The sequence below is a fragment of the Thermus sp. 2.9 genome, from assembly GCF_000794385.1.
GTDB classification, from domain to species: Bacteria; Deinococcota; Deinococci; order Deinococcales; family Thermaceae; genus Thermus; species Thermus thalpophilus.
In genome coordinates this window covers 11,627-30,535 of the sequence record NZ_JTJB01000047.1, presented here as the reverse complement: position 1 = coordinate 30,535, position 18,909 = coordinate 11,627, and the positions used below count along the sequence as shown (strand labels likewise).

The 18,909-nt window shown below is 68.2% G+C and carries 20 protein-coding genes and 1 pseudogene; 12 read left to right on the top strand and 9 right to left on the bottom strand.

All coding sequences use genetic code 11. The features are described from left to right. Window positions 1-2 precede the first annotated feature (2 nt). The 3 genes from QT17_RS11560 to QT17_RS11550 are packed head-to-tail and all read right to left on the bottom strand — an operon-like array spanning window position 3 to window position 1,724. Window positions 3-647 (bottom strand): hypothetical protein, encoded by a 645-nt coding sequence (locus QT17_RS11560; protein WP_039460163.1) that lies wholly within the window; start codon window positions 645-647, stop codon window positions 3-5. Between the two features lie 10 nt (window positions 648-657). After that, window positions 658-1,056, bottom strand: a complete 399-nt coding sequence (locus QT17_RS13710) for a hypothetical protein (protein WP_039460161.1) — start codon at window positions 1,054-1,056, stop codon at window positions 658-660. Window positions 1,057-1,061: 5 nt separating this feature from the next. After that, window positions 1,062-1,724 carry a PspA/IM30 family protein gene (locus tag QT17_RS11550; protein WP_039460159.1) on the bottom strand — a complete coding sequence of 221 codons (663 nt, stop codon included), beginning with the start codon at window positions 1,722-1,724 and terminating at the stop codon, window positions 1,062-1,064. A gap of 71 nt (window positions 1,725-1,795) precedes the next feature. On the opposite strand from QT17_RS11550, the gene QT17_RS11545 reads away from it, so the two are divergent. The 5 genes and pseudogenes from QT17_RS11545 to QT17_RS11525 all read left to right on the top strand — a co-directional run bounded on the left by QT17_RS11545 (window position 1,796) and on the right by QT17_RS11525 (window position 5,770). Next, a complete protein-coding gene (locus QT17_RS11545; RefSeq protein WP_039460157.1) occupies window positions 1,796-2,380 on the top strand; it encodes a TetR/AcrR family transcriptional regulator in 585 nt (194 codons plus the stop codon). Beyond that, window positions 2,367-2,870: pseudogene (locus QT17_RS15060) on the top strand (ABC transporter ATP-binding protein); the annotation flags it as partial. The gene QT17_RS11545 and the pseudogene QT17_RS15060, both read left to right, overlap by 14 nt. A gap of 349 nt (window positions 2,871-3,219) precedes the next feature. Then, window positions 3,220-4,341 (top strand): ABC transporter permease, encoded by a 1,122-nt coding sequence (locus tag QT17_RS11535; protein WP_039460155.1) that lies wholly within the window; start codon window positions 3,220-3,222, stop codon window positions 4,339-4,341. After that, window positions 4,338-5,129 carry a hypothetical protein gene (locus QT17_RS11530; protein ID WP_039460153.1) on the top strand — a complete coding sequence of 264 codons (792 nt, stop codon included), beginning with the start codon at window positions 4,338-4,340 and terminating at the stop codon, window positions 5,127-5,129. The genes QT17_RS11535 and QT17_RS11530 overlap by 4 nt, the downstream gene beginning before the upstream one ends. Further along, a complete protein-coding gene (locus tag QT17_RS11525) occupies window positions 5,114-5,770 on the top strand; it encodes an outer membrane lipoprotein carrier protein LolA (RefSeq protein WP_039460151.1) in 657 nt (218 codons plus the stop codon). The genes QT17_RS11530 and QT17_RS11525 overlap by 16 nt, the downstream gene beginning before the upstream one ends. Here the strand turns inward: QT17_RS11525 and cysK are convergent. Next, on the bottom strand, window positions 5,767-6,681 hold the full coding sequence (gene cysK / locus QT17_RS11520) for a cysteine synthase A (protein ID WP_039460149.1): 915 nt from the start codon (window positions 6,679-6,681) through the stop codon (window positions 5,767-5,769). The genes QT17_RS11525 and cysK overlap by 4 nt on opposite strands. An 81-nt stretch (window positions 6,682-6,762) precedes the next feature. Here cysK and QT17_RS11515 point away from each other — a divergent pair, with 81 nt between their 5' ends. The 3 genes from QT17_RS11515 (at window position 6,763) to surE (ending at window position 8,359) form a co-directional block, all read left to right on the top strand. Continuing rightward, entirely contained in the window at window positions 6,763-7,230 is a 468-nt protein-coding gene (locus QT17_RS11515) for a peptidylprolyl isomerase (protein WP_039460148.1), read from the top strand. Between the two features lie 114 nt (window positions 7,231-7,344). Beyond that, the gene (locus tag QT17_RS11510) at window positions 7,345-7,551 is read left to right on the top strand and encodes a cold-shock protein (protein ID WP_016330342.1); all 207 of its coding nucleotides are present in this window, start codon (window positions 7,345-7,347) and stop codon (window positions 7,549-7,551) included. 58 nt (window positions 7,552-7,609) lie between these two features. Further along, window positions 7,610-8,359 carry a 5'/3'-nucleotidase SurE gene (gene surE / locus QT17_RS11505; protein WP_039460146.1) on the top strand — a complete coding sequence of 250 codons (750 nt, stop codon included), beginning with the start codon at window positions 7,610-7,612 and terminating at the stop codon, window positions 8,357-8,359. On the opposite strand, the gene QT17_RS11500 is transcribed toward surE, so the two are convergent. Continuing rightward, window positions 8,346-9,128, bottom strand: a complete 783-nt coding sequence (locus QT17_RS11500) for an S-adenosyl-l-methionine hydroxide adenosyltransferase family protein (protein ID WP_039460144.1) — start codon at window positions 9,126-9,128, stop codon at window positions 8,346-8,348. The two genes, surE and QT17_RS11500, sit on opposite strands and share 14 nt — an antisense overlap. A gap of 1 nt (window position 9,129) precedes the next feature. Continuing rightward, entirely contained in the window at window positions 9,130-10,587 is a 1,458-nt protein-coding gene (locus QT17_RS11495; RefSeq protein WP_039460142.1) for an abortive infection protein, read from the bottom strand. Between the two features lie 57 nt (window positions 10,588-10,644). On the opposite strand from QT17_RS11495, the gene QT17_RS11490 reads away from it, so the two are divergent. Then, complete coding sequence (locus QT17_RS11490; protein ID WP_200883403.1) at window positions 10,645-11,346, top strand: hypothetical protein; 702 nt, start codon at window positions 10,645-10,647, stop codon at window positions 11,344-11,346. A 4-nt stretch (window positions 11,347-11,350) separates the two neighbouring features. Here the strand turns inward: QT17_RS11490 and QT17_RS11485 are convergent, their stop codons facing one another. Both QT17_RS11485 and ispF read right to left on the bottom strand, forming a co-directional pair. Continuing rightward, window positions 11,351-11,947, bottom strand: coding sequence for a trimeric intracellular cation channel family protein (locus QT17_RS11485; protein WP_039460139.1), 597 nt, complete (start codon window positions 11,945-11,947; stop codon window positions 11,351-11,353). Further along, the gene (ispF, locus tag QT17_RS11480; protein ID WP_039460137.1) at window positions 11,940-12,398 is read right to left on the bottom strand and encodes a 2-C-methyl-D-erythritol 2,4-cyclodiphosphate synthase; all 459 of its coding nucleotides are present in this window, start codon (window positions 12,396-12,398) and stop codon (window positions 11,940-11,942) included. The genes QT17_RS11485 and ispF overlap by 8 nt, the downstream gene beginning before the upstream one ends. Window positions 12,399-12,414: 16 nt before the next feature. Here ispF and QT17_RS11475 point away from each other — a divergent pair, with 16 nt between their 5' ends. Further along, entirely contained in the window at window positions 12,415-12,966 is a 552-nt protein-coding gene (locus tag QT17_RS11475; protein ID WP_039460135.1) for an HD domain-containing protein, read from the top strand. Window positions 12,967-13,002: 36 nt separating this feature from the next. Next, complete coding sequence (locus tag QT17_RS11470; RefSeq protein WP_039460133.1) at window positions 13,003-13,323, top strand: FUN14 domain-containing protein; 321 nt, start codon at window positions 13,003-13,005, stop codon at window positions 13,321-13,323. On the opposite strand, the gene QT17_RS11465 is transcribed toward QT17_RS11470, so the two are convergent. After that, entirely contained in the window at window positions 13,298-13,870 is a 573-nt protein-coding gene (locus tag QT17_RS11465; protein WP_039460131.1) for a 5-formyltetrahydrofolate cyclo-ligase, read from the bottom strand. The two genes, QT17_RS11470 and QT17_RS11465, sit on opposite strands and share 26 nt — an antisense overlap. Window positions 13,871-13,922: 52 nt before the next feature. On the opposite strand from QT17_RS11465, the gene dnaE reads away from it, so the two are divergent. Next, the gene (gene dnaE, locus QT17_RS11460; protein ID WP_039460130.1) at window positions 13,923-18,866 is read left to right on the top strand and encodes a DNA polymerase III subunit alpha; all 4,944 of its coding nucleotides are present in this window, start codon (window positions 13,923-13,925) and stop codon (window positions 18,864-18,866) included. Window positions 18,867-18,909: the final 43 nt, after the last annotated feature.

Here is an 18,909-nt window from a genome sequence, read left to right as displayed (position 1 = left end):
CCTCACTGGAAGTTGCGCTCCACCAGGATGCGCCCCTCCCGGGTGCGCACCTCCCCCACCCGGGGGGCGAACCAGACCTCGTAGGCCGTCTGCCCCGCCTGGTCCTGGTAGACCTGGCGGATGCGGTAAACGCGGAAGGTCCCCGCTGGAAGCCGCACTTCCCGCTCCTCCAGCACCTCCATGGCGTAGTCCAGGCGGCCTTGGGCCAAAGGCTCCCGGCCCGAGGGGGAGAGGAGTTCTACCTTCACCTCCACCCTCCCTCCCCAGCGGTAGCCGGGGGCGAGGAGGCCTTCTGGGGGGTACTCCAGGAGGGGCGGGGTGAAGACCACCCGGGCCGAGGGGTCTTGGAAGCCCAGGAGCCGCACGCCAAAGGCTCCCACCTGGCGGTAGTAAACCCGGTCCTCCCCTCGGCCGAAGGCGCGGAAACGGAGGGCTTCCTGCCCTTCGTAAAGGGCGGGGCCTTCCACCCGCACCCGGTAGGGGGGAGAAGTGATGGGCTCCCCCTCCGGCACGTACACCCACTCCAGCCCGGTGGCGCTGGGGTAGAAGGCCTCGCTCCGGAGGAAGGGCCGGGCCTCGGGGGCCTGGGTCACCTGGGGGGCGCAGGCGGCGAGGAGAAGGGAAAGGGCCATAAGGGACCGCCTCATGGTAGGGAGTTTACCCCGCCTCCCGCCGTAGGCTGGCCAACACTTCCCGGAGGTCCTGGAGCCGGGCCCTTAGCTCCTGGGCCTCCCGTGGACCGCCCCTTAGGAGGGCCCGCTCCGCCGCCAGGCTTTCCAGGAGGGCGAGGAGCCGTTTACGTTCCTCCTGGACCTGGATGAGGGCCCGGGATAGCGCCGTTTGGGTTTCCGGGAGGAGGTGGGGGGCTTGGAAGGCTTCCTTTAGCTCCGCCTCCCGCCGGGATAGGGCGTTCAGGGCGCCTTCCACCTCGGACCAGTCCAGGAGGTCTTTGAGCTTCGCCCGCGCCCAGTCCAGGCCTTCGGGGCGGGGTCGGATCAGGAGGAAGAGGAGGGCTAAGGCAAGGAGGAGGAGCAGGGCTTCCAACACCCAGGGCATGGGGGCTAGCCTTGGCCCAGCTCCCGCTTGAGCCGGAGAAGTTCCTCCTCCAGCTCCTTTTCCCCGGACAAGGCGGCGAGCGCCTTTTCCAGGTCCTGGCCGTCTAGGGCCTTTAGGGCCTCGTGCCGGTCTTCCAGGGCCAGGATCCGGGCCTCCATCTCCTCAAAGGCCTCCAGGGCGGGGTGCCCTTCCAGGCGGGACTCCATGCGCCGCACCGCCTCCGCCGCCTCCACCCCTTTCTTGCGGGCGAGGAGGAGCTTTTTCCGGGCCTCCGCCTCGTCTATCTTGGCCTCCAGGGCCTTGAGCTGGGTCATGAGCCGCTCGGTCAGGGCCTTGTGTTCCGCCAGTTGCCCTTTGAAGCCTTCCGCCAGGTCCAAGGCCCGCTTCCTGCGCCGCAGGGCCTCCTTGGCCAGGTCCTCCCGGCCGGCTTTGAGCGCCTCCTTGGCCTTTTCTTCCCACAAGGCGGCTTCCTTTTCGTGGCTTTCCACCTCCCGCTCCAGGCGCTTGCCCTCGGCCAGGGCGGCGGCCACCTGTTCCCGCGCCTCCTTGAGGGCTTCCTTCATGTCCAAAAGGGCTTGCTCCAGGATCTTTTCCGGGTCCTCCGCCCGGCGCAGAAGCTCGTTCAGGTTCGCCCGGATCAGGCGTCCGATGCGGTCAAGTAGGGTCATGCTGGCCTCCAGGTCCAGTATGCCACACCCTTGACGGGGTCTTAGGCCGGGGGTAGCCTGGCCCTGTAAGTATGCGCTTGCTTGCGGAAGCCGACCCCCTCGAGGCCCGCCTCCTCCAAGCCGCCCTGGAGCTTTTGGCGGAGCGGGGCTACCGCGGGGCCACCACCAAGGAGGTGGCCCGGCGGGCGGGGGTGAGCGAGGTGACGCTTTTCCGCCGCTTCGGGAGCAAGGAGGCCTTGTTGCGGAAGGCTGTGGCCGCCTTCTTCCCTCGGGGTTTCTTGGAGCGGCTTCCAAGGGAAGAGGCTCCCTTGGAGGAAGGGCTTTCCGCCCTCTTGGAGGCCTATTTGGAGCTTTTGCAGGCCCACCGGGCCCTCCTGCCCAAGCTGTTGGCGGAGTTGCTGCGCCACCCCGAGCTCCTGGCGGAGGGCCCCCCGAGGGGGATGGGATTGGCCTTGGAGCGGATTATGGCCTTCTTCCGGGCCAAGCAGGGGGCGGGCCTCTTGCGGGCGGACGAGCCCCCAGAGGAGCTGGCCTTGGCCTTCGTGGGCCCCCTTTTCGCCCGCTTCCTCCTGGGGGAGGCCTTGGGGGTGCGCCTTCCCTTGGACCCAAAGGCCTACGTGCGGGGGTATCTGGAGGGACGCTATGGTGCACGCTGAGGAGGTCACGCGAAGCTTTGGCGGCGTTAGGGCCCTGGACCGGGTGAGCCTTTCCGTGCGCCCAGGGGAGGTCTTCGGGCTCCTGGGCCCCAACGGGGCGGGGAAGACCACCTTGGTGCGGGTCCTCACCGGGGTCCTGCGCCCCGATGGGGGCCGGGCGGTGGTGGCGGGGCTGGACGTGGTGCGGGCCCCTTGGGCCGTCAAGGTGCGCATCGGCTACGCCACCCAGGAGCAAAGCGTCTACCGCGACCTCACCGTGGAGGAAAACCTCCGCTTCCGCGCCCGGCTTTATCGGCCCAAGGAGGCGAGGGCGCTGGCGGAGGAGGCGCTTTCGCGCTTCGGCCTCCTGCCCTACGCCAAGGCCCTGGCGGGCCACCTTTCCGGGGGCTGGCGGCAGCGGCTGGCCCTGGCCCAGGCGGTGGTCCACCGCCCGGAGGTCCTTTTCCTGGACGAGCCCACCACGGGGCTGGATCCCGTTTCCCGCCGGGCCATCTGGGACCTCATCCACCAGGAGGCGGAAAGGGGGGCGGCGGTCTTGGTCACCACCCACTACATGGACGAGGCGGAACGCTGCCACCGCCTCGCCCTCCTCTTCGCCGGGCGGGTCCTGGCCCTGGGCACCCCGCAGGAGCTGAAGGCCGAGGCCAAGGCCCGGGCCGGGTTCTACTTCGCCCCCGTGACCCTGGCCGAGGCCCGGCGGGTGGAGGGGTGCCTGGACGCCTGGCCCAGCGGCCACGGGGTGCGCCTGGTCCTGCGGAAAGGGGTGGTCCGCCCTTCCCCGCCACGCCCACGGAGCCCACCCTCGAGGACGTCTTCCTGGTCTACACCAAGGGGGAGGCATGAGCCGCATCCTAGCCCTGGCGGAAAAGGAGTTCTTGCAGATCCGGCGGGACCACGTCCTGCCCCGGCTCATCGTCCTCCTGCCCACCCTGATGCTCCTCCTTTTCGGCTACGCCATCAACTTCACCCTGGAGAACATTTCCCTGGCGGTCTACGACGCCTCGCAAGACCGCATCAGCCAAACCCTTCTGCAAGAGCTCACCCGGGATAACCGCTTCCGCCTGAAGGTGGTGGCCCAAAGCCCCGAGGAGGTGGTGGCGGCGGTGGACCGGGGCCAGGCCCGGGTGGGCCTGGTGGTGCCGGAAGGTGCCCTGGCGAAGGTGCGCCGGGGGGAGAGCGTGAACCTGGAGGTCTACGTGGACGGCACCGACCCCAACTTCGCCTTCCAGGCCCAGGCCGCCTTGCGCAAGGCCATCCAAGAGGTGAACGCCCGCATCCTGGTGGGCCGGGCCCTTTCCGGGGAGGCGGTCTTGCCCCCCTTGAGCCCCACCCTCCGCACCCTCTACAACCCGGACAACAAGACCGCCTGGTTCATGATCCCCGGCATCATTGGCCTGGTCCTCACCATGTTCACCGTGCTCCTCACCGCCCTTTCCATCGTCCGGGAGGCGGAAAGCCGCATGATGGAAAGCCTTTTGGCCTCCCCCTTGCGCCCCCACGAGATGGTTTTGGGCAAGGTCCTGCCCTACTTGGTCATCGCCTTCGCCGTGGCCCTTTTGGTCTTGGCCTTGGGGCACCTCGTCTTCGGGGTGCCGGTGCGGGGAAGCCTCCTTCTCCTCCTCCTCGCCATGTTCCTCTTCGTGTTGGGCTCCTTGGCCGCCGGGGTCTTGATCTCCACCCTGGCCCGCACCCAGGTGCAGGCGGTCTTCGGCACCTACGCCTACGCCTTTCCCACCATCTTCCTCTCGGGCTTCGTCTTCCCCATAGACGGCATGCCCCGCTTCTTCCAGGCGCTTTCCTACCTGGTGCCCGCCCGCTACCTCATTGAGGTTCTGCGGGGGGTGATGCTCAAAGGGGTGGGGTGGGGGGTGCTCTGGCCCCACCTCCTGGCCTTGGCCCTCTTCTCCGCCTTCGTCCTCTTCTTGGCCTCGGCCCGCTTCCAAAGGCAGGTGGCGGTATGAGGGCGTGGGCGCTTTGCCTCCTTTTGGGCCTCGCCCTGGCCCAGGGGCGGCTGGAGGCGGGGCTTTACGGGGCGCCGGGCGGCTTGACCCCGGCTTTGGAGGCCGCCTTCTCCTTGGGGGAAGGGGAGGTGTACGCCAAGGGGCAGGTGGGGCGGGGGGCTTTGGGCTACCTGGGGAGCCTTTCCTTGGGGCCCTTGGGGTTCCTCGCCTACGGGGTGCAGGGGGAGGTGGGGGAGGGGGGCGTGGGGGGCGCGCTTTTCCTGGAGGGGGGTGCGGGCCCCGTGGCCCTGGAGGGGCGGCTCGGTTTCCGGCCCCAAGCCGCCTTGCCCCTTTTCCCCGAGGCCTCCTTCTTCGGGCGGCTTGCCCTGCGCTACCGGGCGAGCCCCAAGGAGGTTTTGGGGTTGGAGGTGGCCCAAAACGCCCCTCCCCGTTCCCCCTCCTTCGGCCTGCAACCGGGGTGGGAAGGGGCGTTTCGCCTGGAAGGGAGCTACGCCTTCCGCCCGGAGGCCACCTACACCCTGGGGCTAGGGGTTTCCCCTTGGCCCTACGCCCTTTTGGGCTTTAAGGGCGAGGTGGGGGAGGAAGGGGAGGTGCTGGACCTCCTCCTCCGCCTAGGGGGAGTGAACCGGCTGGAGGCGGGGCTTTACTTAGGGGAGGCTAGCCTCCATCTCACCCTTTCCTACCCTTGGGCGGGTAGCTTCGTGGTGTGGCTTGGGGACCTGGGCCTCGAGGCGGGCTACCACCACGCCCCTTACGCCTGGGTCCGCTACGCATGGAGGTGGCCGTGAAAAAGATCCTTGCCGCGCTCGGGCTGGCCCTCTTCCTCGGTCTCGCCTGGGCCCAGTCGGTTTCGCAGATCCTGGACTTGGTGGAAAAGAACCTCTCCGAGCCCTGGCAGGCCCTGGTCCAGGGGGAGATCCAAGGCCCCGGGGGCCGGGAAGCCCTCCAGGCCCGGGTCTACGCCCTGCCCAAGGAGAGGCTCTTCCGCATAGAGTTCCTGAAGCCGGGCTCCTTGGAGGGGAACTTCACCGTGGTCACGGAGAAGGAGGTGTGGAACTACCTCTACCTCACCAACCAGCTCGTCATCAGCCCCAAGGAGAAAGCCCAGGTGCAGGGCCTGGGCTTCAGCCCCCAGGGCCTGGGCGACCCGAAGGCCCTTTCCGAGCGGGTGAGCCTCCACCTGGCGGGGGAGGAGCGCCTGCCGGAAGGCGTGGCCTGGAAGCTGGTGGGGGAGGCCAAGGAGGGGCAGGGCTTCGCCCGGCTAGAGCTCTACGTCCTAAAGGCGGACCCGAGGCCCGTGCGCTTCCTCTTCCTGGACGAGGGGGGGAAGGTCTTGGCCGACCTTAGGGTGGTGGAGTTCAAGCGGGCGAGCCTGAGCCCCGCCCAGCTCAAGCGCTACCCCAAGGACGCCCAGGTGGTGCGCCGCTAGCCCTCGGCGTAGAGGGGGGTGGTGAGGTACTTCCACCCCCCATCGGGGCTGATGCAGGCCACCCGCTTGCCGGGGCCGAGCTCCTTGGCCACCTGGAGGGCGGCCCAGATGATGCCCCCCGAGCTCATGCCCAAAAAAAGCCCCTCCTCCCGGGCGAGCCTGCGGGCCAGGGGGAAGGCGTCCTCCTCCCATACCTGGATGACCCCGTCCAGGAGGCTTAGGTCCAGGTTTTCCGGGATGAAGCCCGGGCCCATGCCCTGGAACTGGTGCTGCCCCATCTTCCCCCCGGAGAGGACGTTGGAGCGGGCGGGCTCCACGGCGATCACCTTCACGTGGGGGATCCTTTCCTTGAGGTAGCGCCCCACCCCGGTGATGGTTCCCCCCGTGCCCGAGCCGTAGACGAAGGCGTCAATGCGCCCCTCCAGGGCCTGGTAAAGCTCGGGGCCCGTGGTCTCGTAGTGGGCCCGCACGTTGGCGGGGTTTTTGAACTGGTCAGGCATGTAGGCGCCAAGCTCCTCCTTGAGCCTTAAGGCCTCCTCCCGTGCCGCCAGCATCCGCCTTTCCGGGTCGGTGAGGACGAGCTCGGCCCCGAAGGCCCGCAGGACCCGTTTCCTTTCCTCCGACATCTGGGCGGGCATGGTGAGGATGAGGCGGTAGCCCCGGCTGGCGGCGATCATGGCGAGGCCGATCCCCGTGTTGCCGCTCGTGGGCTCCACGATCACCTGGCCCGAGCCCGGCTTTAGGAGGCCCTTTTCCTCGGCGTCCTGGATCATGTACCAGGCGGGGCGGTCCTTGATGGAGCCCCCGGGGTTTAGGCCTTCTAGCTTCACGAAGACCTCGGCCATGCCCGGCTCCACCACCTTGGCGAGGCGCACCACGGGGGTTTTGCCGATGGCTCCTTCCACCCGCATACCCCCACTATAGGGGTTTCCTTGGCGGGGGGCATCTGCTAACCTAGGGAAAGCAAGCCCTAAGCTTGCGGAAGGGTGAACATGAAGGTAGCACAGGACAAGGTGGTCACCATTCGCTACACCCTCCAGGTGGAGGGGGAGGTCTTGGACCAGGGGGAGCTTTCCTACCTGCACGGGCACGGCAACCTCATCCGGGGCCTCGAGGAGGCCCTGGAGGGCCGCGAGGAGGGCGAGGTCTTCCAGGCCCACGTGCCGGCGGAGAAGGCCTACGGCCCCCACGACCCGGAAGGGGTGCAGGTGGTGCCCCTCTCCGCCTTCCCCGAGGACGCCGAGGTGGCCCCCGGGGCCCAGTTCTACGCCCAGGACATGGAGGGGAACCCCATGCCCCTCACCGTGGTGGAGGTCCAGGGGGAGGAGGTCACCATTGACTTCAACCACCCCTTGGCGGGCAAGGACCTGGACTTTGACGTGGAGGTGGTGAAGGTGCGGGATGCCACCCCCGAGGAGCTCCTGCACGGCCACGTGCACGAGGGCGGGCATTCCCATTAGGCGCAGGCCGAGCCTCCCCCGGGGTTTCCCGGGGGGGCTTGACTTTTCCCTCCCCCCGTGGGATAGTGGGGAGTCCCTGGAAAGCCAAGTGGGTTTTCGGGATGAAGGAGAAGCATGAAGAAGGGTACCGTTAAGTGGTTCAACGCGGAAAAAGGCTACGGGTTCATCCAGCAGGAAGAGGGTCCGGACGTGTTCGTGCACTTCTCGGCCATTGAGGCCGAAGGGTTTCGTACCCTGAACGAGGGGGAGCGGGTGGAGTTTGAGGTGGAGCCCGGCCGGGGCGGCAAGGGTCCCCAGGCCAAGAAGGTCCGCCGCATCTAACGGGCAAAAGCCCTCGGGGAAGCCCCTCTTGGGGCTTCCTTTGCTTTAGGCTTAGGGCATGCGCGTCCTGGTTTCCAACGACGACGGCATCTTTTCCCCGGGGATCAAGGCCTTGGGCCTGGCCATGCGGGCCTTGGGGGAGGTTTTTGTGGTGGCCCCCGACGTGGAGCAGTCGGCGGTGGGCCACGGCATCACCGTGCGCCGCCCCTTGCGCTTCAAGCACACGGCTAGCGCAGGCTTCGGGGAGATCCCCGCCTACCGGGTGGACGGCACCCCGGCGGACTGCGTGGTCCTGGGGGTGCACCTCCTGGGGCGGCCCGACCTGGTGGTTTCGGGCATCAACATCGGGGTGAACCTGGGGCTAGACCTCACCCACTCGGGCACGGTGGCCGCGGCCCTCGAGGCCACCTCCTTGGGCATCCCCGCCATCGCCTTCAGCCTGGACACCTCCGGCGAGGAGTTGGACTTCAGCGAGGCGGCCCGCCACGCGGTGAGGATCGCCCGCCTGGTGGCGGAAAGGGGCTTGCCCAAAGGGGTGCTCCTCAACGTGAACTTCCCCGCTGGCACCCCCAAGGGGGTGAAGGTCACCCGGCTTTCCACCCACCACTTTGAGGACACCGTGGTGGAGCGGCTAGACCCCGAGGGCCGGCCCTACTACTGGATCGCTGGCACCCCCGTGGGGGAGGAGGAGGAGGGGACGGACCTCTGGGCGGTGCGGCGGGGCTACATCTCCATCACCCCGGTGAGCCTGGACTTCACCGCCCGGGAATACCTGGACGAGGTGGCGGCCTGGGTCAAGGACCTATGAGGCGCACCGCCAGGCCCTCCGTTAGGCCCAAGGCCTCCCGGGCGCTTCCCCGGTTCACGCCGATCTCCAAAAGCCCGGCGCTCCCCAGGTAGGCCACCGCCTCCCCCTCCCCTACCTCGCCGAAGGTGCGGCGGATGGGGACCCTCCTGCCCGCCACCGCCACCCACCCCCCCAAGGGGGCCTGGAGGAGCGTGGTGATGGCGTTGCCGAAGCGGTCAAAGGTGAGGACCTCCCCTTCCGGCCCCGGGGTGAGGCTTAGGGGGAGGCGGAGAAGGCTTTCCACCGGCACCTCCTCACCCAAAGCTTCCGGGGGAAGCCCTAAGGCCAGGTGGGCGGCGGCGGGGGCGAAGCGGTCGCGGCCGTGGAAGGTGAACCCCCCCGGGCGCCAGCCGGGTAAGGGCTCCACCCCTTGGGGGAGAGGGGGGGCGGGCTCTTCTAAGGCGTAGGCCCGCCGGGGCGGGTCCAGGAGCCAGGCCAGGGTGAAAAGCCCGTTGTCCGGCCCCACGTAGGCCCGGCGGCCCAGGGCGGCCGTGGCCCGCCTCTTCGTCCCCACCCCCGGGTCCACCACCGCCAGGACCACGCTCCCCTCGGGCAGGTAGGGCACCGCCTCAAAGAGGGCGTAGGCCGCCCGCCGCAGGTCCTGGGGCGGGAGGTCGTGGGCCAGGTCCACCACCTGCACCCCGGGGGCCCTCTGGGCCAAGACCGCCTTCACCACCCCCACGTAGGGGTCCTGAAGGCCGAAGTCGGAGAGGAAAAACACGGGGCGCATGCTAGAAGCGCCTTAGCCAACGGGCGGGGAAGAGGGAAAGGACCACCCCCGCCACCACCCAGCCCAGGCTAAGCCCCACCACGCTTCCCGCCCGCTCCTTGGCCCAAAGAAGCCCGGCCCCCAGGAGGAGGAGGAGGAGGGTGGGCCCCGGCACCACCAAGGCGAAAAAGAGGGCGGAAAGGGCGGGGGCAAGGTCCTTGTACCGCTCCTTGAAGACCAGGGGGACGAGGCCGCGGAAGAAGGGCTCCATGAGGGCCAGGCCCAGGAAGGCGAGGAGGTTTAGGGGGAGGGTGGATAGGCCTAAAAACGGGCGGAGGAGGCCATAGAGGAAAAGGAGAAGGACCAAGGCCGGCCCCACCCAAAACCCCTCCACCCAGCTTCCCCAAGGGCCCAAAAGGGCGGGAAGCCTTTTCCTTTGCCAAAGGAGAAGGCCCAGGAGGAGGAAGGCCCCGTAGGCCAGGTAGAGGCTCGGGAGCACCTCCGCCCCCTGGTAGGGGGTGAGGAAGGCGAGGAGGTTGGCGAAAAGGAGCTTGCCCACAAAAGCGGCGAAGCCCAGGGCCAAAAGGAGGGCGAGGAGGGCCAGGAGGTAGAGGCTTCCCGGCCCCGGCAGGGGGTCTTCCACCACCTCCACGGTGCGCAGGGGCTCAATGCGGCTTTCCCCTAAAAGGACCAGGACCAAGAAGGCGAGGAGGGCGAGGAGCCAGGGCCAGGCCTTGGCCAGGAAGCGCCCGGGGAGGTTTTCCACCTGGGCCAGTTGCCCCAAGGCGGCAAGCCCCCGGCCCAAGTCCCCTTGGCCGAGGTAGGCCAGGGTCAGGGTGGAAAGGGCCTGGGCCTTTAGGTCGGGCCTTCCCAAGAGCTCCGGGAGGAGGTTTTCCAAAAGCGAAGCGGCTTCCCCGGGCCGCCCCGTGAGGAAGAGAAGGCGCCCCCGCTCCAGCCTTTCCTCCCGGGTGGAGCCCAAGACCAATAGGGCCGCCTCGGGGTTGCCCAGGCTCAGGTGGAGCCGGGCCAAAAGGAGGCGCACCTCCGGGGTGGGGGGGAGGGCTTGGGCCTCGGCCAGGGCCTCCTCCGGCCGCTTTAGGGCCTCGAGGGCCAAGGCCCGCACCAGCCTCGCCTCGGGCTCCTGCCCCAAGGGGAGGCGCAGGACCTCCCCCGGCTTCCTCTGGGCCAAAAGGAGCCGCGCCTTCAGGACCTGGCCCTCGGGGTCGTCCCCCAAGCGCTCCAGGTAAGCCTCCGCCTGCGCTAGGTCGCCCTTTTCCAAGGCGATGCGGGCAAGGAGGCGGAGGCTTGGGGCGTGGTTGGGGTCGCTCACCAAGGCGAGCTCGCAGGTGAGTTTGGCGCTTTCCAGGGCCCCTTGGTCGTATAGCCTCTGGCAGCGGGCGAAATACTCCTCGGCCCCTTGGGCCCGAACCAGGGGAGCGAGAAGGAAAAGGATAACCATCCATCCCCAAATAGGCTTCATGGCTTCCAGTTTACGTCCCCTGTCTTGTACCCGGTATAATCCCATCGGGTGAAACCCATGAAGCGATGGACGGCGATCCTTATATCGGCGCTCTTGTCCTTGGCCCTGGCCCAGGCTTCCCAGGTGGCGGCCTTGGTGGATGCGGGGCGCTTCCAGGAGGCCTATGAAGCGGGCCTCAAGCTGGGCACCGCGGAGGCCTTGGCCTTGGCGGCCAAGGGGGCGAGCTTCTACGCCCTTTACGAGGCCAAGCCTGAAGAGAAGCGGGCCTGGTTTGAGAAGGCGGAAAAGGCCGCCTCCCAGGCCATCGCCAAGGATCCGGGCTACCCGGAGGGCTACTTTGAGCGGGCCCGCGCCTTGGGGCGGCTTTCCCAGTTCAAGGGGATCCTCGAGGCCCTTTCCGAGGGGCTCGCCCCCCGCATCCGTAGCGATTTGGAAAGGACCCTGAAGCTCAAGCCCGACCATGCCGGGGCCATGGTGGCCCTGGCCCTTTGGCACTTTGAACTGGTGCAAAAGGGCTGGCTGGTGGCCGCCACCCAGGGGGCGGACGGGGGAAAAGTGGAGCCCCTGATGAAAAAGGCCATAGAACTGGAGCCCAATGTCATCATTCACCGGGTGGAGTACGCCAAGGTGCTCGCCGCCTGGAACAAGAAGGAGGAGGCGAAAAAGCAGCTGGAAACCGCCCTTTCCCTTCCCGCCAAGACCGCCGCTGACCGCTACGACCAGGAAAGGGCCCGCCAGGAGCTGGCCAAGCTGAAGTAGGGCCCTAGCGGGGGGTGGGGAGCCTAAGCCCAAGCCGCCGGCCGAAGACCCGGAGGAACACCGTGGCCAAGGCCCCGGCGAAGAGGGAGAGCTCGGGGTGGCTTCCGTGAAGGGCGTAGACCAGCAAGGCCCCCACCAAGGCGGCGGAGGCGTAGAGGTCCCCGGCCCGGTAGAGGATCCCGGGCACCTCGCCGGAGAGCACGTGCCGCAAGACCCCACCCCCCACCCCGGAAAGGGTCCCCGCCAAGGCCACCCCAAAGGGCCCCAGGCCCGCCGCCAGCCCCCTTTCCGCCCCCAAGGCGGCGAAGAGGCCTAGGCCCAGGGTGTCCAGGTAGTAGATGGGCTTTTCCAGGGCCTGCACCCGGGGGTGGAAGCGGAAGACCAAAACCCCCACCCCCACCACGCTCCACAGGAGAGGCTCGTTTTGGAGGGCGCTCGGGGGAAGGGTGCCCACCAGGACGTCGCGGATGGAGCCGCCACCCACCGCCGTCACCGTGGCCAGGACCAAAACGCCAAGGAGGTCAAACCCCTTCTCCACCCCCTTCAGGGCCCCGGTGGCGGCGAAGACCAGGGTACCGATCCAGACCAGCGCCTCAACCATCCAAAAGCACCAGGGCCCGGGCCTGGACGTGGGAAGGGAAGAGGCCCTCCGAGGTCTTGAAGCTTAAGCCCACGCGGTCTTGGGGAAGCCCCAGGAGGCGGGCTAGGTTTTCCACGAGGGCCTGGCGGTGGGGGGAAAGCTTGGGCCGGTCCAGGGTGAGGACGAGGCTCACCTGAAAAAGCCGCCCCCCCAAGGCCTCCACCCGGGACAAGGCCTGGTGCAGGAAGACCTCGCTCCTCACCCCGCGCCAGCGGGGGTCATCGTCGGGAAAGAGGAGGCCGATGTCCCCGAGGCCGTAGGCGGCCAAGAGGGCGTCGGTGAGGGCGTGGAGGGCGGCGTCCCCGTCGGAGTGGGCCACCGCCCCCACGGGGCTTGGGATCTCTAAGCCGCAGAGGTAGAGGGGCCTTCCCTCGGCAAGAAGGTGGCTATCCTCCCCGTAGCCGATGCGCATGGCTATACTTTAGGGCATGCCGCGCTTTGAGGAAGCCCTGGCCCTCATGGAGGCCTGGACGGAAAGCCCGTCCTTGCGCCGGCACATGCGGGCGGTGGAGGTGGCCATGCGGGCCTACGCCCGCCGCTTTGGGGAGGACGAGGAGCTTTGGGCCATGGCCGGGGTCCTCCACGACATGGACTACGAGAAGTACCCGGAGGAACACCCCTACCGGGGGGTGGAGGAGCTTAGGCGCCTGGGCTACCCCGAGGAGGTCCTAAAGGCCATCCTGGCCCACGCCAGCTACACCGGGGTGCCCCGGGAAAGCCGCATGGCCAAGGCCCTTTTCGCCGTGGACGAGCTCACGGGCCTCATCGCCGCCGCGGTCTACGTGCGCCCAGACCGCTCCATCTTGGGCCTGGAGCTCTCCAGCCTGAAGAAGAAGTTCAAGGACAAGGCCTTCGCCAAGGGGGTAAACCGGGAGGAGATCCGACTGGGGGCCGAGGAGCTGGGGGTCCCCTTGGACGAGCACCTGGCCTTTGTGCTGGAGGCCATGAAGCGGGAAGCCCACCTCCTGGGCCTCGCCTAGTTGCCTCAAGGGCCTTGCCCCGCTAGGGTGGGAGGCGTGGAGCTCCCCGACCTCACCCCTTACCTCGGGCAGATGACCTTTGGCGGCCTGGCCGGCTACGCCGTGGGCTACGCCTTGAAGAAGGTGGGCCGCCTTCTCGCCCTGGCCTTGGGGCTTCTCTTCGTGGCCCTGCAGCTCCTCGCCCAGGCCGGCTACGTGGAGGTGGACTGGACCCGCATCCAGCGGGACGTGGAGCCCTTGCTCCAGCAGCCCGGCCTAAAGAGCCTTTGGGAGAGGCTCCTCGCCACCCTCACCTACAACCTGCCCTTCGGGGCGAGCTTCGTGGGGGGGCTCATCTTGGGCCTCCGGGCCGGATGAGCCGCTGTGGCGTGGCGATAAGGTCCACCCGCCGCTCGGGGGGAATGGGGAGCCTGGGGTAGACCATCACCGGGTGGGCCAGGGTGGCGAAGGGGGCCTCCACCTGGAGCCAGGCCTGGGGAAAGCCGTAGCCCTTCCCCACCCAGCCCCCCTCCTCGTCCACCGCCACCGCCCCAATGAGGACGAGGTCTATGGCCTGGCCCCCGAGGGCCACGGGCACCCCGTAGCGGTAGGCCTCCCGCACCCGCTTGAGCCGCCTGGGGTCCAGGTCCTTGAGGAGCAAAAACTCCCCCGGCCGGTCCGGGTGGGGGAGGAGGAGCTCTTTTCCCTGGCGCAGGGCCTCTTCCCGTAAGGGCTTGAGCACGGCGTCCATCCCGGCCAGGATGCGCCTGGCCCCCTGAAACTCCGGGGCCTTGAGGAGGCGCTCCGCCGCCTTCTTGGCCCCCAGGAAGTTGGGGTGGTGGCCGTGGGGGGGGGTGGGGTGGAGGGCTAGCCCATAGCGGGCCAGGGCGTTCCAGACTTCTTCCCGCAGCTCCCCCAAGGTCATCTCCCCCACTTTGCCCCCTGGGCGGGGGGGAGTCAAGCTAGGATGGGAGGATATGGGCCGCAAACTCCGCTTTGCCCACCTGCACCAGCACACCCAGTTCTCCCTCCTGGACGGGGCGGCCAAGCTTTCCGACCTCCTCAAGTGGGTCAAGGAGGTCTCCCCCGAGGACCCCGCTTTGGCCATCACCGACCACGGGAACCTCTTCGGCGCGGTGGAGTTTTACAAGAAGGCCACCTCCATGGGCGTGAAGCCCATCCTGGGGTACGAGGCCTACGTGGCGGCGGAAAGCCGCTACGACCGCAAGCGGGGCAAGGGCCTGGACGGGGGATACTTCCACCTCACCCTCCTCGCCAAGGACTTTCGGGGCTACCAGAACCTGGTGCGCCTGGCGAGCCGGGCCTACCTGGAAGGTTTTTACGAAAAGCCCCGCATTGACCGAGAGATCCTGCGGGAGCACGCCGAGGGCCTCATCGCCCTCTCCGGCTGCTTGGGGGCGGAGATCCCCCAGTTCATCCTGCAGGACCGCCTGGACCTGGCGGAGGCCCGGCTCAACGAGTACCTTTCCATCTTCGGCGACCGCTTCTTCATTGAGATCCAAAACCACGGCCTTCCCGAGCAGAAAAAGGTGAACCAGGTCCTCAAGGAGTTCGCCAGGAAGTACGGCCTGGGGATGGTGGCCACCAACGACGGCCACTACGTGCGCAAGGAGGACGCCCGGGCCCACGAGGTGCTTTTGGCCATCCAGTCCAAGAGCACCCTGGACGACCCCGACCGCTGGCGTTTCCCCTGCGACGAGTTTTACGTGAAGACCCCGGAGGAGATGCGGGCCATGCTCCCCGAGGAGGAATGGGGGGACGAGCCCTTTGACAACACGGTGGAGATCGCCCGCCTGTGCAACGTGGACCTCCCCATCGGGGACAAGATGGTCTACCGCATCCCCCGCTTCCCCCTCCCCGAAGGGCGCACGGAGGCCCAGTACCTCATGGAGCTCACCCTCAAGGGCCTCCTTGACCGCTACCCCGACCGCATTACCCCGGCGTTTTACCGGGAGCTCTTCCGCCGCTTGGGGAAAATGCCCCCCCACGGGGACGGCAAGGCCCTGGCCGAGGCCCTGGCCCAGGTGGAGAAGGAGGCTTGGGAAAGGCTCATGGCCGGGCTTCCCCCCTTGGAGGGGGTGAGGGAGTGGGGGGCGGAGGCCATTTTGCACCGGGCCCTTTACGAGCTTTCCGTCATTGAGCGCATGGGCTTTCCCGGCTACTTCCTCATCGTGCAGGACTACATCAACTGGGCCAAGGAGCACGGGGTTTCCGTGGGCCCCGGGCGGGGGAGTGCGGCGGGGAGCCTGGTGGCCTACGCCGTGGGTATCACCAACATTGACCCCTTGCGCTTCGGCCTCCTCTTTGAGCGCTTCCTGAACCCCGAGCGGGTGTCCATGCCGGACATAGACACGGACTTTTCCGACCGCAAGCGGGACCAGGTGATCCAGTACGTGCGGGAGCGGTACGGGGAGGACAAGGTGGCCCAGATCGGCACCTTCGGCAGCCTGGCCTCCAAGGCGGCCCTGAAGGACGTGGCCCGGGTCTACGGCATCCCCCACAAGAAGGCGGAGGAGCTGGCCAAGCTCATCCCCGTGCAGTTCGGCAAGCCCAAGCCCTTGGCCGAGGCCATCCAGGTGGTGCCGGAGCTCAGGGCGGAGATGGAAAAAGACCCCAAGGTGCGGGAGGTTATAGAGGTGGCCATGCGGCTGGAGGGTCTGAACCGCCACGCCTCCGTGCACGCTGCCGGGGTGGTGATCGCCGCCGAGCCCCTCACCGACCTCGTCCCCCTCATGCGGGACCAGGAAGGCCGCCCCGTGACCCAGTACGACATGGGAGCGGTGGAGGCCTTGGGCCTTTTGAAGATGGACTTCCTGGGCCTCCGCACCCTCACCTTTTTGGAAGAGGCCAAGCGGATCGTGGAGGAGTCCAAGGGGGTGGTCCTGGACTACGATCGGCTTCCCCTGGACGACCCCAAGACCTTTGAGCTCCTCGCCCGGGGGGAGACCAAGGGGATTTTCCAGTTGGAGTCAGGGGGTATGACGGCCACGGTGCGGGGGCTCAAGCCCAGGCGGGTGGAGGACATCATCGCCTTGGTTTCCCTCTACCGCCCCGGGCCCATGGAGCACATCCCCACCTACATCCGCCGCCACCACGGCCAGGAGCCCGTGAGCTACGCCGAGTTCCCCCACGCGGAGAAATACCTGAGGCCCATCCTGGACGAGACCTACGGCATCCCCGTCTACCAGGAGCAGATCATGCAGATCGCCTCGGCGGTGGCGGGGTATTCCCTGGGGGAGGCGGACCTTCTCCGGAGGGCCATGGGAAAAAAGAAGGTGGAGGAGATGCAAAAACACCGGGAGCGCTTCGTGCGGGGGGCTACGGAGCGGGGCGTGCCGGAGGAGGAGGCCAACCGGCTTTTTGACATGCTGGAGGCCTTCGCCAACTATGGCTTCAACAAGTGCCTGCCCGCCCGGGCGCAGGTGGTGGACTACCGCACGGGCAGGCCGGTTTCCGTGGGGGCCATCGTCCGGGGGGAGGCGGAGGGGGTCTGGGTGGTTTCCCTGGACGAGAACACCCTTCGCCTGGTGCCCCGGCCGGTGGTGGCGGCCTTTTCCAGCGGCCGGGCCCAGGTCTTCCGCCTGCGCACTGCCACGGGACGGGTCCTCGAGGCCACGGCCAACCACCCCCTCTACACCCCCGAGGGCTGGCGTCCCTTGGGGGCGCTGAAGCCAGGGGACTTTGTGGCCCTGCCCCGCCACCTCCCCTACCTTCCTTCCACGAACCTCAAGCCCCACGAGCTGGACCTTTTGGGCTTCGCCCTGGCCAAGGGCAACCTTCGCCACCCCTCGGGGTTTTGCCTCTACACCTCCTCGGAGGAGGAGTTGGCCGCCATGCTGGAGGCCTTGGAGGCCTTCGCCAACACCCGGGCCAAGGTGGCCTGGCAAAGGGGCGTGGCCCACGTCTACGTGGGCCGAAGGGATGGGAAGCGCCCGGCGGAGGCGGTGGCGTTTTTGCGGGGGTTGGGTTTGCTTGGCCTTTCCGCTCGGGAAAAACAGCTTCCCCAGGAGGTCTTTGGGCTTCCCCCCGAAGGGGTGGCCCGCCTCCTGGGCCGGCTTTGGGTGGGGGATGGGGGGATAGACCTCAAGGGGCGGCTCATCCACTACGCCGCCGCCTCGGAGGCCCTGGCCCGGGGGGTGCAGCACCTCCTCCTGCGCCTTGGCCTGCAGAGCCGGCTTTCGGCCAAGGACTTCCCCTACCGGGGGGGGCGCAAGGGATGGGTGGTCTACCTGTTGGGTGGCCTCGAGGGCGCCCGCACCTTCGCCCGTTGGGTGGGGCCCTACCTGGTGGGTAAGCGGGCCCGGGACCTGGAGGCGCTCCTGGCCACTTGGGAGGAGGGCGGGCGGAGCACCAAGGACGTCGTTCCCCCCGCCCCCTTGCCCCTGGTGCGGGAGGCGGTGGCGCAGGCCTCTCCGGAGGGTGTGGCGGCCCTCCTGGCGGAAGCGGGCCTGGCCCAAGGGCTCCTGCGCCCGGGGAAGGGGCGGGAGGGCTTGGCCCGCGCCACGCTCGGGCGGCTCGCCCTCCTCACCGGAGGCCTCGCCCTTCAGCGCCTGGTTGGGGCCGAGATCTACTGGGACCAGGTGGAGGCCTTGGAGGCCTTGGGCGAGGAGGAGGTCTTTGACCTCACGGTGGAGGGAACCCACACCTTCGTGGCCCAGGACGTGATCGTCCACAACTCCCACGCCGCCGCCTACAGCCTCCTCTCCTACCAGACCGCCTACGTGAAGGCCCACTACCCCGTGGAGTTCATGGCCGCCCTCCTCAGCGTGGAGCGCCACGACTCGGACAAGGTGGCGGAGTACATCCGCGACGCCCGGGCCATGGGCATCCCCGTCCTGCCCCCGGACATCAACCGCTCCGGCTTTGACTTCAAGGTGGTGGGGGAGGAGATCCTCTTCGGCCTCTCCGCGGTGAAGAACGTGGGGGAGGCGGCGGCGGAGGCCATCCTGGAGGAGAGGGAGCGGGGAGGGCCCTTTAGGAGCCTGGGGGACTTCCTGAAGCGCCTGGACGAGAAGGTGGTGAATAAGCGGACCCTCGAGTCCCTTATCAAGGCGGGGGCCTTTGACGCCTTCGGGGACCGGGCGCGCCTCCTCGCCTCCCTAGAGCCCCTCCTCCGCTGGGCGGCGGAAAGCCGGGAGCGGGCCCGCTCGGGGATGCTGGGCCTCTTCGCCGAGGTGGAGGAGCCCCCATTGGTGGAGGCCGAGCCCTTGGACGAGATCACCCGCCTCCGCTACGAGAAGGAGGCTTTGGGCATCTACGTGTCCGGCCACCCCGTGCTCCGCTACCCCGGGCTCAAAGAGGCGGCGAGTTGCGCCTTGGAGGAGCTGGAGGAGTTCGTGCGGGGGCTACCGCCCCGGTCCCGGGTCCTCCTGGCGGGCATGGTGGAGGAGGTGGTGCGCAAGCCCACCAAAAGCGGGGGCATGATGGCCCGCTTCACCCTTTCCGACGAGACGGGGGCCTTGGAGGTGGTGGCCTTTGGCCGGGCCTACGAGGGGGTCTCCCCCAAGCTCAAGGAGGACACGCCCCTCCTGGTCCTGGCGGAGGTGGAGCGGGAGGAAGGGGGCCTTAGGGTCATCGCCCAAGGGGCCTGGACCCACGAGGAGGTGGCGGAGGCCCCCAAGGCGGTGGAGGTGGAGGTGGACCACGCCCTTTTGGACGAGAAGGGGGTGGCCCTCTTCAAAAGCCTTTTGGACGAGCACCCGGGGACGCTTCCCCTCTACGTGAAGGTCCAGGGGCCCTTCGGCGAAGCCCTCTTCGCCCTAAGGGAGGTTCGGGTGGCGGAGGAGGCCCGCTTGTCCCTCGAGGCCGAGGGCTTCCGCGCCCACCTGGTGCCCGACCGGGAGGTCTTCCTCCAGGGGAACGGGGGGAGCGGGGCCAAGGAGGAGGCGGTCCCCTTCTAAAGGAAAAAGGGCCGGGTTTTACCCGGCCCTTCCCCTTAGAGGG

Bases quoted from the DNA above. Each gene is read 5' to 3' on its own strand.
- QT17_RS11475 (WP_039460135.1), top strand. From the start codon at position 12,415: ATGCCGCGCTTTGAGGAAGCCCTGGCCCTCATGGAGGCCTGGACGGAA.
- QT17_RS11510 (WP_016330342.1), top strand. From the start codon at position 7,345: ATGAAGAAGGGTACCGTTAAGTGGTTCAACGCGGAAAAAGGCTACGGG.
- dnaE (WP_039460130.1), top strand. From the start codon at position 13,923: ATGGGCCGCAAACTCCGCTTTGCCCACCTGCACCAGCACACCCAGTTC.
- QT17_RS11545 (WP_039460157.1), top strand. From the start codon at position 1,796: ATGCGCTTGCTTGCGGAAGCCGACCCCCTCGAGGCCCGCCTCCTCCAA.
- QT17_RS11560 (WP_039460163.1), bottom strand. From the start codon at position 647: ATGAGGCGGTCCCTTATGGCCCTTTCCCTTCTCCTCGCCGCCTGCGCC.
- cysK (WP_039460149.1), bottom strand. From the start codon at position 6,681: ATGCGGGTGGAAGGAGCCATCGGCAAAACCCCCGTGGTGCGCCTCGCC.
- QT17_RS11495 (WP_039460142.1), bottom strand. From the start codon at position 10,587: ATGAAGCCTATTTGGGGATGGATGGTTATCCTTTTCCTTCTCGCTCCC.
- QT17_RS11515 (WP_039460148.1), top strand. From the start codon at position 6,763: ATGAAGGTAGCACAGGACAAGGTGGTCACCATTCGCTACACCCTCCAG.
- QT17_RS11500 (WP_039460144.1), bottom strand. From the start codon at position 9,128: ATGCGCCCCGTGTTTTTCCTCTCCGACTTCGGCCTTCAGGACCCCTAC.
- ispF (WP_039460137.1), bottom strand. From the start codon at position 12,398: ATGCGCATCGGCTACGGGGAGGATAGCCACCTTCTTGCCGAGGGAAGG.
- QT17_RS11530 (WP_039460153.1), top strand. From the start codon at position 4,338: ATGAGGGCGTGGGCGCTTTGCCTCCTTTTGGGCCTCGCCCTGGCCCAG.
- QT17_RS11535 (WP_039460155.1), top strand. From the start codon at position 3,220: ATGAGCCGCATCCTAGCCCTGGCGGAAAAGGAGTTCTTGCAGATCCGG.
- QT17_RS11550 (WP_039460159.1), bottom strand. From the start codon at position 1,724: ATGACCCTACTTGACCGCATCGGACGCCTGATCCGGGCGAACCTGAAC.
- surE (WP_039460146.1), top strand. From the start codon at position 7,610: ATGCGCGTCCTGGTTTCCAACGACGACGGCATCTTTTCCCCGGGGATC.
- QT17_RS13710 (WP_039460161.1), bottom strand. From the start codon at position 1,056: ATGCCCTGGGTGTTGGAAGCCCTGCTCCTCCTCCTTGCCTTAGCCCTC.
- QT17_RS11465 (WP_039460131.1), bottom strand. From the start codon at position 13,870: ATGACCTTGGGGGAGCTGCGGGAAGAAGTCTGGAACGCCCTGGCCCGC.
- QT17_RS11485 (WP_039460139.1), bottom strand. From the start codon at position 11,947: ATGGTTGAGGCGCTGGTCTGGATCGGTACCCTGGTCTTCGCCGCCACC.
- QT17_RS11525 (WP_039460151.1), top strand. From the start codon at position 5,114: ATGGAGGTGGCCGTGAAAAAGATCCTTGCCGCGCTCGGGCTGGCCCTC.
- QT17_RS11490 (WP_200883403.1), top strand. From the start codon at position 10,645: ATGAAGCGATGGACGGCGATCCTTATATCGGCGCTCTTGTCCTTGGCC.